General features: G+C 40.8%; 11 protein-coding genes, 20 tRNA genes and 3 rRNA genes. 3 read left to right on the forward strand and 31 right to left on the reverse strand.

Annotation, left to right across the window (positions count from 1 at the left end; translation table 11 throughout):
- Positions 1–2 precede the first annotated feature (2 nt).
- The 4 genes from AACH31_RS10115 to ahpC form a co-directional block, all read right to left on the reverse strand.
- Positions 3–866, reverse strand: a complete 864-nt coding sequence (locus AACH31_RS10115; protein ID WP_161832666.1) for an energy-coupling factor ABC transporter ATP-binding protein — start codon at positions 864–866, stop codon at positions 3–5.
- Positions 842–1,672, reverse strand: coding sequence for an energy-coupling factor transporter ATPase (locus AACH31_RS10120; RefSeq protein ID WP_161832665.1), 831 nt, complete (start codon positions 1,670–1,672; stop codon positions 842–844). Before AACH31_RS10120 ends, AACH31_RS10115 begins: the two co-directional genes overlap by 25 nt.
- Before the next feature lie 39 nt (positions 1,673–1,711).
- Positions 1,712–2,077 (reverse strand): NusG domain II-containing protein, encoded by a 366-nt coding sequence (locus AACH31_RS10125; RefSeq protein WP_161832664.1) that lies wholly within the window; start codon positions 2,075–2,077, stop codon positions 1,712–1,714.
- A gap of 239 nt (positions 2,078–2,316) precedes the next feature.
- Entirely contained in the window at positions 2,317–2,880 is a 564-nt protein-coding gene (ahpC, locus tag AACH31_RS10130) for an alkyl hydroperoxide reductase subunit C (RefSeq protein WP_161832663.1), read from the reverse strand.
- 599 nt (positions 2,881–3,479) lie between these two features.
- Between ahpC and AACH31_RS10135 the strand changes: the two genes are divergently transcribed.
- Complete coding sequence (locus AACH31_RS10135) at positions 3,480–4,049, forward strand: transposase family protein (protein ID WP_338617584.1); 570 nt, start codon at positions 3,480–3,482, stop codon at positions 4,047–4,049.
- 11 nt (positions 4,050–4,060) lie between these two features.
- Positions 4,061–4,816 (forward strand): ISL3 family transposase, encoded by a 756-nt coding sequence (locus tag AACH31_RS10140; protein WP_338617586.1) that lies wholly within the window; start codon positions 4,061–4,063, stop codon positions 4,814–4,816.
- A 267-nt stretch (positions 4,817–5,083) separates the two neighbouring features.
- Here the strand turns inward: AACH31_RS10140 and AACH31_RS10145 are convergent.
- The 26 genes from AACH31_RS10145 to AACH31_RS11810 all read right to left on the reverse strand — a co-directional run bounded on the left by AACH31_RS10145 (position 5,084) and on the right by AACH31_RS11810 (position 14,252).
- Positions 5,084–5,167, reverse strand: a tRNA-Leu gene (locus tag AACH31_RS10145).
- An 8-nt stretch (positions 5,168–5,175) separates the two neighbouring features.
- Positions 5,176–5,251, reverse strand: a tRNA-Lys gene (locus AACH31_RS10150).
- Positions 5,252–5,256: 5 nt separating this feature from the next.
- A tRNA-Val gene (locus AACH31_RS10155) sits at positions 5,257–5,332 on the reverse strand.
- A 4-nt stretch (positions 5,333–5,336) separates the two neighbouring features.
- Positions 5,337–5,412 (reverse strand) — tRNA-Phe (locus tag AACH31_RS10160).
- 18 nt (positions 5,413–5,430) lie between these two features.
- Positions 5,431–5,506 (reverse strand) — tRNA-Asp (locus tag AACH31_RS10165).
- Between the two features lie 3 nt (positions 5,507–5,509).
- Positions 5,510–5,585, reverse strand: a tRNA-Met gene (locus tag AACH31_RS10170).
- Positions 5,586–5,604: 19 nt separating this feature from the next.
- Positions 5,605–5,697 (reverse strand) — tRNA-Ser (locus tag AACH31_RS10175).
- Between the two features lie 17 nt (positions 5,698–5,714).
- A tRNA-Ile gene (locus AACH31_RS10180) sits at positions 5,715–5,791 on the reverse strand.
- 11 nt (positions 5,792–5,802) lie between these two features.
- A tRNA-Met gene (locus AACH31_RS10185) sits at positions 5,803–5,879 on the reverse strand.
- A 27-nt stretch (positions 5,880–5,906) separates the two neighbouring features.
- Positions 5,907–5,982: transfer RNA gene (locus AACH31_RS10190), tRNA-Ala, on the reverse strand.
- Positions 5,983–6,002: 20 nt separating this feature from the next.
- A tRNA-Pro gene (locus tag AACH31_RS10195) sits at positions 6,003–6,079 on the reverse strand.
- A gap of 7 nt (positions 6,080–6,086) precedes the next feature.
- A tRNA-Arg gene (locus AACH31_RS10200) sits at positions 6,087–6,163 on the reverse strand.
- Between the two features lie 8 nt (positions 6,164–6,171).
- Positions 6,172–6,260, reverse strand: a tRNA-Leu gene (locus AACH31_RS10205).
- Between the two features lie 34 nt (positions 6,261–6,294).
- Positions 6,295–6,370 (reverse strand) — tRNA-Lys (locus tag AACH31_RS10210).
- Between the two features lie 5 nt (positions 6,371–6,375).
- A tRNA-Gln gene (locus AACH31_RS10215) sits at positions 6,376–6,450 on the reverse strand.
- A gap of 8 nt (positions 6,451–6,458) precedes the next feature.
- Positions 6,459–6,543, reverse strand: a tRNA-Tyr gene (locus AACH31_RS10220).
- 16 nt (positions 6,544–6,559) lie between these two features.
- Positions 6,560–6,635, reverse strand: a tRNA-Thr gene (locus AACH31_RS10225).
- 6 nt (positions 6,636–6,641) lie between these two features.
- Positions 6,642–6,717 (reverse strand) — tRNA-Val (locus AACH31_RS10230).
- Positions 6,718–6,731: 14 nt separating this feature from the next.
- Positions 6,732–6,808: transfer RNA gene (locus AACH31_RS10235), tRNA-Glu, on the reverse strand.
- 9 nt (positions 6,809–6,817) lie between these two features.
- A tRNA-Asn gene (locus AACH31_RS10240) sits at positions 6,818–6,894 on the reverse strand.
- A 12-nt stretch (positions 6,895–6,906) separates the two neighbouring features.
- Positions 6,907–7,015 (reverse strand): 5S ribosomal RNA (rrf, locus tag AACH31_RS10245).
- A 173-nt stretch (positions 7,016–7,188) separates the two neighbouring features.
- Positions 7,189–10,083: ribosomal RNA gene (locus tag AACH31_RS10250) — 23S ribosomal RNA — on the reverse strand.
- Between the two features lie 92 nt (positions 10,084–10,175).
- Positions 10,176–11,692: ribosomal RNA gene (locus AACH31_RS10255) — 16S ribosomal RNA — on the reverse strand.
- Together the 16S, 23S and 5S rRNA genes with 20 tRNA genes alongside form the textbook arrangement of a ribosomal RNA operon.
- Before the next feature lie 1,178 nt (positions 11,693–12,870).
- Positions 12,871–13,260, reverse strand: a complete 390-nt coding sequence (gene rpsI / locus AACH31_RS10260; protein WP_055244296.1) for a 30S ribosomal protein S9 — start codon at positions 13,258–13,260, stop codon at positions 12,871–12,873.
- 21 nt (positions 13,261–13,281) lie between these two features.
- On the reverse strand, positions 13,282–13,719 hold the full coding sequence (gene rplM / locus AACH31_RS10265; protein WP_161832930.1) for a 50S ribosomal protein L13: 438 nt from the start codon (positions 13,717–13,719) through the stop codon (positions 13,282–13,284).
- A gap of 305 nt (positions 13,720–14,024) precedes the next feature.
- The gene (locus AACH31_RS11810; protein WP_411040343.1) at positions 14,025–14,252 is read right to left on the reverse strand and encodes a pro-sigmaK processing inhibitor BofA family protein; all 228 of its coding nucleotides are present in this window, start codon (positions 14,250–14,252) and stop codon (positions 14,025–14,027) included.
- 360 nt (positions 14,253–14,612) lie between these two features.
- Between AACH31_RS11810 and AACH31_RS10270 the strand changes: the two genes are divergently transcribed.
- The gene (locus tag AACH31_RS10270; RefSeq protein WP_338617587.1) at positions 14,613–15,899 is read left to right on the forward strand and encodes an ISL3 family transposase; all 1,287 of its coding nucleotides are present in this window, start codon (positions 14,613–14,615) and stop codon (positions 15,897–15,899) included.
- A 136-nt stretch (positions 15,900–16,035) separates the two neighbouring features.
- Here AACH31_RS10270 and recR read toward each other — a convergent pair whose 3' ends face one another.
- Positions 16,036–16,638, reverse strand: coding sequence for a recombination mediator RecR (gene recR / locus AACH31_RS10275; RefSeq protein ID WP_161832370.1), 603 nt, complete (start codon positions 16,636–16,638; stop codon positions 16,036–16,038).
- Positions 16,639–16,647 lie beyond the last annotated feature (9 nt).

Raw genomic sequence — 16,647 nt, forward strand, 5'->3', positions numbered from 1 at the left:
AACTATTCCCCCCCACCTAACAAGCTTTCAACTTGTCCAATAAACTCTTCTTCAGTTAATGGTAAATTATCTACATCTACATTCAAGCGCTCTAATAATTTATAATAATTTTGGGATGGAATAGGTAACGTTATTCCACACGTTCTTAATAAATCCACTTGTTTAAAAACATTTTTTGGAGTACCTTTTATCGTTAGTACCCCCTTATTCATAACGATTACCTCTTCCGCATATTTTGCAACCAAATCCATATCATGGGTAACTAATACAATTGTTTTCCCATATTCTTTGTTCAATTTATAAAACATCTCCATTATCTCAAATTGCCCTCGTGGATCAAGCCCAGCAGTAGGTTCATCTAGAACTAGGATATCTGGATCCATGGCAAGTATTCCAGCAATGGCCACTCGCCGCATTTGTCCGCCACTCAAATTAAACGGCGACCTCCCTAACATCTCTATATCTAGTCCAACCATCTGTATAACATCATGAGCACGTCGTATAGCTTCTTCCTCAGATACCCCATAGTTCATCGGACCAAATATAATATCCCGTTCAATTGTTTCTTCAAATAACTGATACTCTGGAAACTGAAAAACCAAACCTACATGCTGCCTTATTTCCCTTAAGTCTCTATTCTTGTCATCAGATTTAATAACTTTATCCCCGACCTTGATGTTTCCACTGCTAGGTTTTAATAACCCATTCATGTGTTGAATAAGTGTCGATTTTCCTGATCCTGTATGTCCAATAATAGCTAAAAATTGTCCCTTAGGTACATCAAATTCAATATTATATAACGCTCTACGCTCCATAGGAGTATTTGCATTGTATATATGATTTACAGATTCAAATTTAATTTGCATAACTCATTCATCAACTCCTCATCACTTGTAACAATCTCGCTCAAAACTCCCCTTTTTGTTAACTCATAAGATACCTTTACTGCAAACGGAACGTCTAACTTAACCGACTCTAATAGTTCCTTTTCCTTAAATACGTCCTTAGGTTTCCCTTCTAAAATTATTTTTCCTTCATTCATGACAATGATCCGATCGCTATGAATAGCCTCGTCTAAATAGTGAGTAATCATAATTATCGTCTTATCACGATTCTTTACTAATTCGTGAATCAATTTCATCATATCCTCACGTCCTTGAGGATCTAACATTGCTGTCGCTTCATCTAAAATAATAATTTTAGCCCCTAATGCTAAAACCCCTGCAATAGCTACCCTCTGTTTTTCCCCCCCGCTCAAATAATGCGGTTCAAAATTTAAAAAGTCCCCCATACCTACCTCTTGAGCATATTTGTTAACCAAATTGTCCATTTCCTCATAGGGTACACATTTATTTTCTAACCCAAATGCGATATCATCACGGACCGTACAACCAACAAATTGATTATCTGGGTTTTGAAAAACAATCCCAACCTTTTGACGAATATCAAAAACACTACTTTCCGTTAAGGGCTGTCCATCAATTATTATTTTCCCCCCTTGAATCTCATGTAATCCTACCAATAATTTAGATAGTGTCGATTTACCTGATCCATTATGGCCTAAAATAGTAACAAACTCCCCCTCATTAATAGTTAAATTAAAATTCTTTAATACTTCATTGCCGTCCTCATAACCAAAACATACATTTTCTAATTTGACAACATTGTTCACCTAATACACCGCCCTTTATTCATGTTAAGATATATGTCCCTAAATCGAAATTCCATCTAAATCTGCATCGCTACTCCCTACAATCTCTATTACTAATTGATGCGGTGCACAGATAATACTTTGACCCGAACGATGAATAAAACCAATTTCTACACAATCATGATCAGGACAGTCAGCCTCTTCAATACGAACTCCATTATCATCTAGAATGACCTTATTATATCCCAATTCTGTTTCAATATCTAAAACAGTGTGTTTGCCATCTAGCTTAAAACGACCATATTCTTCTCCCTTTACGGAAATGATCACTTCCTGATTATCCTCTGATTGTAATGTAAATTGTATAAACAAAAAACTGGTAATTGCAACAACTGCAATAATTAAATATATATCCAAACGTTTCACAAATTCATCCTCCGAAATAAAATAATTACACCTAACATTATAACAAGATTAAGTATCAATTGTTATAAAAATAAAAATTAAATTATCGTAATTATATATTATGTTACGATTCTCTTTATCAACTCTAAACTTAAACACACTAACGTATAACAAGAAAATTTAGTCATCTTATTCATTATATATTAATTTTCAAAATAAAAAGAGAGCATAATGCTCTCTTTTTATTTTGAAATTATATCTTATAATTTACCTACTAAGTCTAAGCTTGGAGTTAATGTTTCTGCACCTGGTTGCCATTTTGCAGGACATACTTGATCACCATGTTCAGCAACGAATTGAGCAGCTTGAACTTTACGTAATAACTCTTCCGCGTTACGTCCAATTCCATTGTCATGGATTTCATACGCTTTGATTACACCTTCTGGATTTACTACAAAGCTTCCACGTAATGCTAATCCTTCTTCTTCGATCATAACTTCAAAGTTACGAGTTAAAGTTCCTGTTGGGTCAGCTAACATAGGGTATTTAATTTTACCGATTGTTTCTGTAGCATCTGCCCATGCTTTATGTACGAAATGAGTATCTGTTGATACTGAATAAATTTCACATCCGATTTCTTGGAATTTAGCATAGCTATCTGCTAAATCTCCTAATTCAGTTGGACATACAAATGTAAAGTCTGCTGGATAGAAGAAAAATACTGACCATTTTCCTTTAATTGATTCAGAAGTTACCTCTTTGAATTCCCCATTATGATATGCTTGTACTGCAAATTCTTTAACTTGAGTATTGATTAAAGACATTCTTATTTCCTCCTTTATTATCAGTAATAATTACTAATATCATTATATAGTTAAAATAAAAGAAAGTCAATACAAATAATATTAAATTTTAAGTTAATCAAAGTAATATAATAAATTTTATCATAACAATGTGATGAAAAAAGAAATCCTACATATTATTACTTAAATGTATATATTATATACTACTTTTCATGACTAGCATCATACTCGCCTCAATTAATTAAATAAAAATTAACCCTTATTTTTGAGAGGACTTACAAGAAGAAAAAAGCTTTGCATTCTAATACGCGTGATTTAATCAAAGACATTATTCCGAAACAGAACTGTATCTTCATATAATCCTGACCCCCTAGACGATATAAATCAATTCTGATCTTTTGGGTTATACACTGGTATAGGATTAGAAAAGACTTTTACAATAATCTAACTTTTATTGAGTGTTTTAAAAACTTATCTTTTTTAGGTTCTATAATTTTTGGTGTGGGTGGGATTACTCACACCTTTTTGATTGCCATAAATATTGAGACAAAAAAAAGAGACATAGTCCCCAAAATCCTATACAATGTAATCGGCTAAAACAACACGAAAGGATTGGTTTTATGTCTCATACTAATTGTATCTCAACTTTACTTGATTTAAAAGATAAAAATATTACTTTTTCAGAAAATTGTATCCAGGAAACTCAGATTAAGAATGTTCGTTCTAAACTTATTTTAGGGACTCTTTCTTTTCAACCGACTCATTGCTACCACTGTGGTCATTCTTTTGACTCAAATATCATTAAACACGGCTTCAAAACTTCACGTATTAAGCTAGTCAAAATTTCCGGATTTGATGCTTATCTAGACTTAAAAAAACAACGTTATAAATGCCGTCATTGTGACCGAACATTTACCCTAGAAACATCTCTTGTTAACCCTAATTGTTTTATTTCCACTCCCGTAAAACAAGCCATCTTTTTAGAAGCTAGTCATAAGAAATCCGAAACAGATATTGCACGTGAGCTTAACGTTTCTCATTCAACCGTTAACCGCGTCATTCATTCTTCCTATGAAGAACAGCCGCTTCCCTTTAATTCTCTCCCAAAAGTTCTTTGTTTTGACGAGTTTAAGTCGGTTAAATCGGCCAAGGGTCACCTGCCATGCGAAGCATGTATCCTCCATTGGTAGGGAACGGAGCAATGTCCTTCATTTTTTGTGATGCGTCCAATGGAAAGCTAATTGATATCGTTGAAGACCGTCGCTTAAGTACACTAAGGACTTATTTTATGCGATTTTCTAAAGCAGCTCGTGAAGGTGTAACCCACGTCGTCATTGACATGTACGCCCCTTATATGACACTCATTAAAGAGGTATTCCCTAAGGCTAAGATTGTTTTAGATAAATTTCATATCGTTCAACTAGTCTCTCGTGCTCTTAATAAAACACGCATTCGTTTCATGAATCAAAATAAAGAGTTTTATAATAAATTCAAACATTATTGGCGACTTCTCTTAAAAGCCCAAGAAGATCTTAATGCCACTCATTACTTCTATTCCAACTGCTTCAAAAAGATGATCTCTCAACAAGAAATTATTGACTTTTTATTAGCCCTAGACCCTGAACTAAAGGAGACTTATGATTTCTACCAAACTGTCCAACAGGCTATTAAACTTCGTAACCTTGAAATATTTCATCATGCCATTCAACACCCCTCTGATCTGCTTTCACACGAAATGAAAACAGCTTTAAAAACACTCACTCATTATCAAGACTATGTCAAAAATACAATTGAAACTCCTTATACCAATGGAGTACTCGAAGGAATTAACAACAATATCAAAGTCATTAAGCGAATCGCTTTTGGATACCGTAGTTTCTACCATTTCAAAGCAAGAATTTTGATTATTCATAAATACACTTTTGAACAAAAAAAGAAGAGGAATCAAACCATCTAAAGAATAGCCTAATTCCTCCCGATTATATGTATAGATTTTATTCACCCACACTATTTGACAAAGAACCCTTTTTTATATAAGGCAGCCTCCTTTATTCACAGTATAGATTGTGATTTCTATTTACTAGAGTTAAACCATGATGATATATACTAAAAAAGCATATAAAAAAAACTGGTTTATAACCAGTTTCTTTTATATGCAATGGTATTTATTCTCTAAAATAAAAAAAGATAATACTATAATAAAGATTACCTTATTTTACTATAATGGTGCGGGTGACAGGAGTTGAACCTGCACACCAAAGGTACTAGAGCCTAAATCTAGCGCGTCTGCCAATTCCGCCACACCCGCATTATGAATGGTGTCCTGCAGAGGACTCGAACCTCTGACCCTCTGATTAAAAGTCAGATGCTCTACCAACTGAGCTAGCAGGACTTTTATGGTGGAGGATGACGGGCTCGAACCGCCGACCCTCTGCTTGTAAGGCAGATGCTCTCCCAGCTGAGCTAATCCTCCATCATGGTGGCTTGGGACGGAATCGAACCGCCGACACAAGGATTTTCAGTCCTTTGCTCTACCGACTGAGCTACCAAGCCTTTTATTTATTATTTAAATGGCGGTCCAGACGGGAATCGAACCCGCGATCTCCTGCGTGACAGGCAGGCATGTTAACCGCTACACCACTGGACCTTTTGGTTGCGGGGACAGGACTTGAACCTGCGACCTTCGGGTTATGAGCCCGACGAGCTACCAACTGCTCCACCCCGCGATGTTTATTTATTTTAATATGGCGGAGGAAGAGGGATTCGAACCCCCGCGACGCTTTCACGCCCTGTCGGTTTTCAAGACCGATCCCTTCAGCCGGACTTGGGTATTCCTCCGAATAATGTATGAAAAGTGGTGGACCCTGTAGGACTCGAACCTACGACCGATCGGTTATGAGCCGATAGCTCTAACCAACTGAGCTAAGGGTCCGGTCCTATTTTTGGTAGCGGAGGAGGGACTCGAACCCCCAACCTCACGGGTATGAACCGTACGCTCTAGCCAGTTGAGCTACTCCGCCATGATACTAACATGATACTTATTTAATTGGTGGAGACTAGGGGGATCGAACCCCTGACCTCCTGCGTGCAAGGCAGGCGCTCTCCCAGCTGAGCTAAGTCCCCATTCTCTTTTTCTTTTTTAATGGTCGGGAAGACAGGATTCGAACCTGCGACCCCCTGGTCCCAAACCAGGTGCTCTACCAAGCTGAGCCACTTCCCGTTTTTTATGGCGCGCCCAAGAGGAGTCGAACCCCTAACCTTTTGATCCGTAGTCAAACGCTCTATCCAATTGAGCTATGGGCGCTATTTAGTTGGTGCCTAGGGCCGGAATCGAACCGGCACGGGTGTCACCACCCGCAGGATTTTAAGTCCTGTGCGTCTACCAGTTCCGCCACCCAGGCATATCGTTATTTCAGGCACGCGCCTTTTTCAAAATGGTGTCCTGCAGAGGACTCGAACCTCTGACCCTCTGATTAAAAGTCAGATGCTCTACCAACTGAGCTAGCAGGACATCATTGGCTGGGCTAGCTGGATTCGAACCAGCGCATGACGGAGTCAAAGTCCGTTGCCTTACCGCTTGGCTATAGCCCATTCTTAAGTGGTGGTGGGGGACGGATTCGAACCGCCGAACTCTCAGAGAGCGGATTTACAGTCCGCCGCGTTTAGCCACTTCGCTACCCCACCGTATTCTTTTGTTATATGGTGCCGGAAGCAGGACTTGAACCCGCAACCTACTGATTACAAGTCAGTTGCTCTACCAATTGAGCTATTCCGGCTCTTTATGGTGGAGGATGACGGGCTCGAACCGCCGACCCTCTGCTTGTAAGGCAGATGCTCTCCCAGCTGAGCTAATCCTCCACTTTTATTTTTAATGGTGACCCGTACGGGATTCGAACCCGTGTATGCATGCGTGAAAGGCATGTGTGTTAAACCGCTTCACCAACGGGCCATTTTTTAATGGCGCCCCAACTAGGACTCGAACCTAGGACCCCTTGATTAACAGTCAAGTGCTCTAACCAACTGAGCTATTGAGGCTTTTTATTTATGGCCTAGCGACGTCCTACTCTCGCACTTGCGTACTACCCTCGGCGCTAAGGAGCTTAACTTCTGTGTTCGGTATGGGAACAGGTGTGCCCTCCTTGCCCTTATCACTAGACCTTCTGTCAGATTTCATCAATCTCACAAAACTAGATATCTTCTGCTTACTTCTTCTTGTCCGGCAACTCTCGCATCACAGTGGTAAAGTTCAATAACTGTTCATCACCTTCGTGATTCCTCAGTTCTTTTCACTTTCTGCCTGTGATAATCGCTCGTTTTTGCCTTTCCTATTTAGTTAAGTCCTCGATCGATTAGTATCAGTCCGCTTCATCTGTCACCAAACTTCCACTCCTGACCTATCTACCTCGTCGTCTTCAAGGGATCTTACTTCTTTCGAATGGGAAATCTCATCTTGAGGGGGGCTTCACGCTTAGATGCTTTCAGCGTTTATCCCTTCCACACGTAGCTACCCAGCTATGCTCCTGGCAGAACAACTGGTACACCAGCGGTGTGTCCATCCCGGTCCTCTCGTACTAAGGACAGCTCCTCTCAAATTTCCTACGCCCACGACGGATAGGGACCGAACTGTCTCACGACGTTCTGAACCCAGCTCGCGTACCGCTTTAATGGGCGAACAGCCCAACCCTTGGGACCGACTACAGCCCCAGGATGCGATGAGCCGACATCGAGGTGCCAAACCTCCCCGTCGATGTGAACTCTTGGGGGAGATCAGCCTGTTATCCCCGGGGTAGCTTTTATCCGTTGAGCGACGGCCCTTCCATTCGGTACCGCCGGATCACTAAGCCCGACTTTCGTCCCTGCTCGACTTGTTGGTCTCGCAGTCAAGCTCCCTTCTGCCTTTACACTCTTCGAATGATTTCCAACCATTCTGAGGGAACCTTTGGGCGCCTCCGTTACTCTTTGGGAGGCGACCGCCCCAGTCAAACTGCCCACCTGACACTGTCCCCTGACCAGCTCATGGCCACGGGTTAGAACCCCAGTAACACAAGGGTAGTATCCCAACAGCGACTCCTCCAAGACTGGCGTCCTGGTCTCTTCGTCTCCTACCTATCCTGTACATGTGTCACCAGTGCTCAATATCAAGCTACAGTAAAGCTCCACGGGGTCTTTCCGTCCTGTCGCGGGTAACCTGCATCTTCACAGGTACTATGATTTCACCGAGTCTCTTGTTGAGACAGCGCCCAGATCGTTACGCCTTTCGTGCGGGTCGGAACTTACCCGACAAGGAATTTCGCTACCTTAGGACCGTTATAGTTACGGCCGCCGTTTACTGGGGCTTCAATTCAAAGCTTCGCTTGCGCTAACCTCTCCTCTTAACCTTCCAGCACCGGGCAGGCGTCAGCCCCTATACATCACCTTGCGGTTTAGCAGAGACCTGTGTTTTTGATAAACAGTCGCCTGGGCCTTTTCACTGCGGCTTGCTTTCACAAGCACCCCTTCTCCCGAAGTTACGGGGTCATTTTGCCGAGTTCCTTAACAAGAGTTCTCTCGCTCATCTTAGGATTCTCTCCTCGCCTACCTGTGTCGGTTATCGGTACGGGCACCTAATAAATTATCCCTAGAAGCTTTTCTTGGAAGCGTGACATCAGCTGACTTCACCCTTTCGGGCTTTCGGCATCACAGCTCAATGTTTCGCCATGCGGATTTGCCTACATGACCACCTCACTGCTTACACGTGAATCCATTCACACGCTCAACTTAGCCTTCTCCGTCACTCCTTCAGTTTATTAAGTGGTACAGGAATCTCTACCTGTTGTCCATCGGCTACGCCTTTCGGCCTCACCTTAGGTCCCGACTTACCCAGGGCGGACGAGCCTTCCCCTGGAAACCTTAGGCTTTCGATGGATAGGATTCTCACCTATCTTTCGCTACTCACACCGGCATTCTCACTTCTAACCGCTCCACAGCTCCTTCCGGTACTGCTTCTCCGCTGTTAGAACGCTCTCCTACCACTGACACTTCGTGTCAATCCGCAGCTTCGGCGGTCCGTTTAGCCCCGGTACATTTTCGGCGCAGAGTCACTCGACTAGTGAGCTATTACGCACTCTTTAAAGGATGGCTGCTTCTAAGCCAACCTCCTAGTTGTCTGTGCATCTCCACATCCTTTTCCACTTAACGGACACTTGGGGGCCTTAGCTGGCGGTCTGGGCTCTTTCCCTTTTGACCATGGACCTTATCACCCACAGTCTGACTCCCGATCATATCTATCTGGCATTCGGAGTTTGATTGAGATCAGTACCCCGAGGTGGGGGCAGTCACCCATTCAGTGCTCTACCTCCAGTAGACTCTTATCGAGGCTAGCCCTAAAGCTATTTCGGAGAGAACCAGCTATATCCGTGTTCGATTGGAATTTCACCCCTAGCCACAAGTCATCCAAGCACTTTTCAACGTGCCCTGGTTCGGCCCTCCAGTCAGTGTTACCTGACCTTCAGCCTGCTCATGGCTAGCTCACACGGTTTCGGGTCTACAACATCGTACTCCTCGCCCTATTCAGACTCGCTTTCGCTTCGGCTCCGTCTCTTCAACTTAACCTTGCACGATATCGTAACTCGCCGGTTCATTCTACAAAAGGCACGCCATCACCCTTTAACGGGCTCTGACTAGTTGTAGGCACACGGTTTCAGGTTCTCTTTCACTCCCCTTCCGGGGTTCTTTTCACCTTTCCCTCACGGTACTGGTTCACTATCGGTCACTAGGTAGTATTTAGCCTTACGAGATGGTCCTCGTTGCTTCCGACGGGATTTCTCGTGTCCCGCCGTACTCAGGATCCCTTCCCTGCTTCACACAATTTCACCTACGGGACTCTCACCCCCTCCGGTTGGCCTTCCCAGACCATTCGGCTATCATGTTCAGTCATTTCTGAAGGTCCTTCTACCCCGGATTACTCCGGTTTGGGCTCCTCCCTGTTCGCTCGCCGCTACTTGGGGAATCGATGTTTCTTTCTTTTCCTCCAGGTACTTAGATGTTTCAGTTCCCTGGGTCTGTCTCCTCTATGGCTATTGATTCACCATACGGTGCTAGCGTATGACCACTAGCGGGTTTCCCCATTCGGATATCCCCGGCTCTTTGCTTACTTACAGCTCCCCGAGGCGTTTCGCCGTTTGTCGCGTCCTTCTTCGACTCCTAGTGCCTAGGCATCCTCCGTGCGCCCTTTATTACTTAACTTTTCTTCTTCAGAAGATATCTAGTTTTCAAAGATCAATTCTAGGAAAATCGAAATTCTCCCAAAACTAAACAGAACGTCTCTTTCTCCATAGAAAGGAGGTGATCCATCCCCACCTTCCGGTAGGGATACCTTGTTACGACTTCACCCCAATCATCTACCCCACCTTAGGCAGCTCCCTCCTTGCGGTTAGGCCACTGACTTCGGGTGTTGTAAACTCTCGTGGTGTGACGGGCGGTGTGTACAAGACCCGGGAACGTATTCACCGCGACATTCTGATTCGCGATTACTAGCGATTCCAACTTCATGTAGGCGAGTTGCAGCCTACAATCCGAACTGAGATTGGCTTTATGAGGTTTGCTCCACGTCACCGCTTCGCTTCTCTTTGTACCAACCATTGTAGCACGTGTGTAGCCCAGGTCATAAGGGGCATGATGATTTGACGTCATCCCCACCTTCCTCCAGTTTGTCACTGGCAGTCTCGTTAGAGTCCCCATCTTACTGCTGGCAACTAACGACAGGGGTTGCGCTCGTTGCGGGACTTAACCCAACATCTCACGACACGAGCTGACGACAACCATGCACCACCTGTATCCATTGTCCCCGAAGGAAACCCTCTATCTCTAGAGGCGTCAATGGTATGTCAAGACCTGGTAAGGTTCTTCGCGTTGCTTCGAATTAAACCACATGCTCCACCGCTTGTGCGGGTCCCCGTCAATTCCTTTGAGTTTCAGTCTTGCGACCGTACTCCCCAGGCGGAGTGCTTAATGCGTTAACTTCAGCACTGAGGTTCGACCCCCAACACTTAGCACTCATCGTTTACGGCGTGGACTACCAGGGTATCTAATCCTGTTTGCTCCCCACGCTTTCGCGCCTCAGTGTCAGTTGCAGACCAGGAAGCCGCCTTCGCCACTGGTGTTCCTCCATATCTCTACGCATTTCACCGCTACACATGGAATTCCACTTCCCTCTTCTGCACTCAAGTCAACCAGTTTCCAATGACCCTCCACGGTTAAGCCGTGGGCTTTCACATCAGACTTAATTAACCACCTGCGCGCTCTTTACGCCCAATAATTCCGGATAACGCTTGCCACCTACGTATTACCGCGGCTGCTGGCACGTAGTTAGCCGTGGCTTTCTCATAAGGTACCGTCAATTGATAGTCATTTCCTCCTATCACCTTTCTTCCCTTATAACAGAATTTTACAACCCGAAGGCTTTCTTCATTCACGCGGCGTTGCTCGGTCAGGCTTTCGCCCATTGCCGAAGATTCCCTACTGCTGCCTCCCGTAGGAGTCTGGGCCGTGTCTCAGTCCCAGTGTGGCCGTTCACCCTCTCAGGTCGGCTACGCATCGTCGCCTTGGTAGGCCTTTACCCCACCAACTAGCTAATGCGCCGCAGGCTCATCCATCAGTGATGCCAGGAGCATCTTTAAACTTTCGTCCTATCCGGTATTAGCGATCGTTTCCAATCGTTGTCCCCGTCTGATGGGCAGATCACCTACGTGTTACTCACCCGTTCGCCGCTTCCCACCGAAGTGGTTCGCTCGACTTGCATGTATTAGGCACGCCGCCAGCGTTCATCCTGAGCCAGGATCAAACTCTCCATAATTGTTTGTTTCCTTAGCTTGCGAAATTTCTTTCGCTCATGATTCTTGACGTTCTGTTTAGTTTTCAAAGAACTTCTCTCGCCTTTTGGCGACTTCTTTATCTTACCACATTCGACTTTTTCTGTCAAACATTTTTTATCTTTTTTGTAAGATTTCTTGTCTGCCTCTCTTGGCGACTTTTCTAGTTTATCATGTTCAACCGTTTCTGTCAAACACTTTTTAACTTTTTTTGTTTTCTTTTCCATCGCCCTTTTGGCGACTTTTTTAGTATATCATGTTTAACTTATTAGGTCAAACATTTTTTGCTTATTTTTTATCACAGTTTTTGCGACTCAATAATAATAACATTTAAAACAAGTCATGTCAACAACTTTTATTGTTATTATTAAACAACCTTCCTCCCCCTAATCAACAACTATTGGTTAGATTAGCGTTGATTATAAATTCGCTTTCTCATCTCTCCTACTTATTTTTTAAAATGACGATCTAACACTCTAATTATCACTCTTATCCCTTCGCCTCCTTTTACATAAAAATCTATTTAATCCCACCATAATCCTCCCGTTGCGTTATAAAACACTTTATCACAGTTATTGGATTAAGTAGTTAAAAGTTTTTAATAGTTAATCTTTTCATTTTGTCTCTAGATAGCTATTAGATACATTTTTTAAACATTTACTTTCTCCTATAAAATGGTACGCCCCCCCCTAATCTATAATTTATTCCAATTCCATAGAAAGATTTATATTTTTTTATTAACTAGAAATATGACTACTGATAAATCTTTACATGCTTCTATAAATGGGTACTGCGGGCATTTATTTTAACCTTTTGGAGTCCTTAAGGTATAGGAACAATAGAAAGACTTTTATGCACTATTAAAGGTGCTGGTAAAAGAAAAACAACCGCTGTTTAAAACTAAATCTACTAACTAAAAAAAATACCTGTATCTTTTTTTCCAATGCTCTTTCTTCTTTTAAATTTCATCTGCGTAAACTCATCATATCATCTATTCTTTATCTCTTACGGATCTATATCGGTCTCCTCGATACGATATAAGCATAGGAGCAGAAGATATGACATATACTGCTTTTTATTTAGGATATCCACTTAGACTTTTAGTAACACTCTATATTAAAAAAGGAGCCACATGAAGTGACTCCAATAAATATAATAATAATTAACGTTTTGAGAACTGTGGTGCACGACGAGCTGCTTTAAGTCCGTATTTTTTACGTTCTTTAGCGCGTGAATCACGAGTTAATAATCCGATTGGTTTTAATGTTCCACGGTATTCAGCATCAACTTGTAATAATGCACGTGAAATCCCTAAACGGATAGCTCCTGCTTGTCCTGTTAATCCTCCACCGTTAACATTTACTAAAACATCATATTGATTAGTAGTTTCAGTTAATGTTAATGGTTGCATGATATCTAAACGAGTTGCTGCAGAAGGAATATAATCTTCAAATTCGCGACCGTTGATAATTACTTTACCAGTTCCAGGTACTAAACGTACACGTGCAACTGAACTTTTACGACGACCAGTTCCTAAGTATTGTACTGTCATATAGTGTTACCTCCCTCTTGATTATCCACGAAGTTCGTAAACTTCAGGTTTTTGTGCTGCATGTGGATGCTCAGATCCAGCATAAACAAATAATTTTTTACCCATTGCACGTCCTAAACGTCCTTTTGGTAACATACCTTTTACAGATAATTCTAACATACGCTCAGGTGTTTTCTCGCGCATTTCTTTTGCAGTACGCACTGTTAATCCACCTTGATATCCTGAATGACGGTAGTATAATTTGTTTTCTAATTTATTTCCTGATAATGTGATTTTATCAGCATTGATGATGATTACATAATCTCCACAGTCTACATGTGGTGTGAATGTTGGTTTATGTTTTCCACGTAAAAGTGTTGCAACTTCTGTAGATAAACGCCCTAAAGTTTTATCTGCAGCGTCAACAACATACCATTTACGATCTACTTCATGAGATTTTTGCATAAATGTTGTACGCATTGTCCTGCCTCCTACTTCTTTCGCTATAATTATTTTTCATATTGAAAATTCGCTGGGGCTCGAATTTTCTTGTGAAAATAAAGAAAATGTACCGTTAGATATTTTACCCCATAGTCATACTTTTTTCAAGTGGTTTTAAAAATAATTATTCTTTTTTATACATTTTTTTTTGAATTTTCATCGTTGTCAAAAGAATAACTATCTAAATCCCCCATGCTCCTTAATTCACCTACTGATTATACCATCATAATGGATAGATATGAACAATCAAATTTTGGTTGTAAAAAAAAGAGGTCTTCGACCTCTCAAATTAAAACAATTTTTGTTAAAACATAAACTAAGATAAATCCTGGAATTCCGAGTGTTCCTGTTATAAATGATGTAATGTAATTGAGAGGAACAGATACACTAAAATATACCCCGACGATGTTAAATAGATATAGTGCAAATACCCCTATGATAAATCGTTTAATAAGCCAGCCCATAATTTTCATATGTATGTTATAAAGCCCTTTGACCTTATAACAAGTCACCTCCCTTCATATTGTCCATTTTATGTCTCCTTAAAGAGTGATATAACCTATCTATTTATTTTTTTCATTAGATCATTTATATCTTTACTATTCCATGGTTGTATGCAAAGAGGCTTTCATCAATATCATAGGATATTTATAGGTTAGACATACACATTAGGTGAATCTAGATTCCGGTTAAGATTCGTATTATGTTTTATTATTAAATTCGCTGTCCTATATATGACTTATCTATAAAGGTTCTATAATATTTAGTGTTGCTGATTAAGCAGCACTTTTATAGTATGAAAAAAAGAGACCTCAAGTCTCAATCCTGTCACAATGTTATCGACTAAAACAATATTGAAAGGATAAGATTTGATGTCTCACTCATATTTCACTAGAAAACTTTTAAATATTAAAGATAAAAATATTACATTTTCAAAAGATTATCTTGAGAAAGTAAAATTGAACGGAATTACTAGCTTTATCTTTAAAGGTATTCTTACGTATCAACCGACTCATTGTCAAAAATGCGGAACCCTATTTGATTCAAAATTTAAGAAGCATGGATTTAAAACCTCTCGAATTGTCATTCCAAAAGTCTCTCTTCACGATACCTACTTAGACCTAAAAAAACAGCGTTATTATTGTGGGCATTGCCAGTCTACTTTTACACTAAGTACTTCAATTGTTGAAAAGAACTGTTACATTTCTTATCATACGAAACACGCCATTGCTTTAGAGGCCCAAAATAAAATTTCTGAATGTGATATCGCACGTCGCCATCAGGTCTCTCATTCAACCGTCAATCGAATCATCCATAGCTTTTATGAATCTCAAACCTTAAACCTTAATTATTTACCTGAAAATCTCTGTTTTGATGAATTTAAATCCGTTAAGTCTGCTGAGGGGCATATGTCTTTTATTTTTTGCGATGCTGACTCAAAACAAATCATCGATATCGTTGAAGATCGTCGTTTAAACTCCCTTCAAGCTTATTTTAAACGATACACAAAGGAAGCACGTCATCGAGTAAAAAATATTGTGATTGATATGTACGCTCCTTACATCAGCCTCATTAAGGATCTTTTTCCTCATGCCCAAATTATCATTGATAAATTTCATCTCGTTCAACATCTCTCTCGTACACTGAACAAAACTCGAATCCGATTCATGAAAAAGTTCAAAAAGCATGGTCGTAAATTCAAACGTTATTGGCGCTTATTTTTAAAATCTCACGCTTTACTTAATACCACCACTTATCGATCAGTTTACTGCTTTAAACAACCCATGCGTGAAATTGATATCTTAAACTTTCTACTTGATTTATCTCCTGAATTAAAAGCAACCTATGATTTATATCAAGAGTTACTTTTCGCTCTTCAGACAAAAAACTTAAAACGATTTAATCATTTACTCGAAACGGAACATCCGCTTGTTTCTCCTGAGTTTCAAACGGCTTTCCAAACCTTTAAAACTTATCAATCCTATATTAAAAATACACTCTCAACTCATTACACAAATGGTCCCATCGAAGGAATTAATAATAAAATTAAGGTCATTAAGCGTATTGCCTTTGGATATCGTAGTTTCTATCACTTTAAATCTCGTATTCTCATGGTTCAAAATCTAACAAAGCCTAAAACGAAAATCCTAGCAGCATAGCTACTAGGATTTCGATTTGAATTTTCGTTGTAACAGGTTACAAATTAATCAGCAACACTATTTGACAAAGAACCTCTATAAAAAAGGAGTTGTCCCCCGTGACCATTCATTTCTAATCATGGAGAGACAACTCTTCTTAAAACAGTTCCCTTCGACCTTCTAAAGCTCGAATTAACGTTACTTCATCTGCATATTCAATTGAACGTCCCATTTCAAGACCACGGGCAATACGTGTTACTTTGACATCAGTATTTTTTAATAACCGTGCGATATACTGTGACGTAGCATCACCTTCTAGGGTTGCACTTAACGCTAAAATCAATTCCTTAACACTTTCATCTTTTAGGCGTTCTATAAGGGCCGGGATTCCAATGTCTTCTGGACCCATCCCATCTAACGGTGACAGTACACCATTTAATACGTGATAAAGACCCTTAAATCCACGCATTCTTTCGATGGCAATCACATCTTTTGGATCCTGAACGACCGCAATAACTGATCGATCGCGGTGAGTATCCGAGCAAATAATGCATGGATCTGTGTCTGTAATATGGCCACATACAGAACATTTAAATAGTTGGCGTTTGCTATCTATAAGGGCCTTCGCAAAAGTTGTCGCATCATCTTCTTTCATCGTACTAATGACATGGAATGCTAATCTTTCAGCCGTTTTATTTCCTATACCAGGTAACTTACTAAAACTTTCAATTAATTTTGTAATGGGTTGTGGATATTGCATGATTTCTCC

This window comes from Turicibacter faecis (assembly GCF_037076425.1).
Classification (GTDB): Bacteria; Bacillota_I; Bacilli_A; order MOL361; family Turicibacteraceae; genus Turicibacter; species Turicibacter faecis.

Excerpts from the sequence above, each read along its gene's own strand:
- AACH31_RS10115 (WP_161832666.1), bottom strand. The coding sequence starts at position 866 with ATGCAAATTAAATTTGAATCTGTAAATCATATATACAATGCAAATACT.
- ahpC (WP_161832663.1), bottom strand. The coding sequence starts at position 2,880 with ATGTCTTTAATCAATACTCAAGTTAAAGAATTTGCAGTACAAGCATAT.
- AACH31_RS10135 (WP_338617584.1), top strand. The coding sequence starts at position 3,480 with ATGTCTCATACTAATTGTATCTCAACTTTACTTGATTTAAAAGATAAA.
- AACH31_RS10140 (WP_338617586.1), top strand. The coding sequence starts at position 4,061 with ATGTCCTTCATTTTTTGTGATGCGTCCAATGGAAAGCTAATTGATATC.
- rpsI (WP_055244296.1), bottom strand. The coding sequence starts at position 13,260 with ATGACAGTACAATACTTAGGAACTGGTCGTCGTAAAAGTTCAGTTGCA.
- rplM (WP_161832930.1), bottom strand. The coding sequence starts at position 13,719 with ATGCGTACAACATTTATGCAAAAATCTCATGAAGTAGATCGTAAATGG.
- AACH31_RS10270 (WP_338617587.1), top strand. The coding sequence starts at position 14,613 with ATGTCTCACTCATATTTCACTAGAAAACTTTTAAATATTAAAGATAAA.
- recR (WP_161832370.1), bottom strand. The coding sequence starts at position 16,638 with ATGCAATATCCACAACCCATTACAAAATTAATTGAAAGTTTTAGTAAG.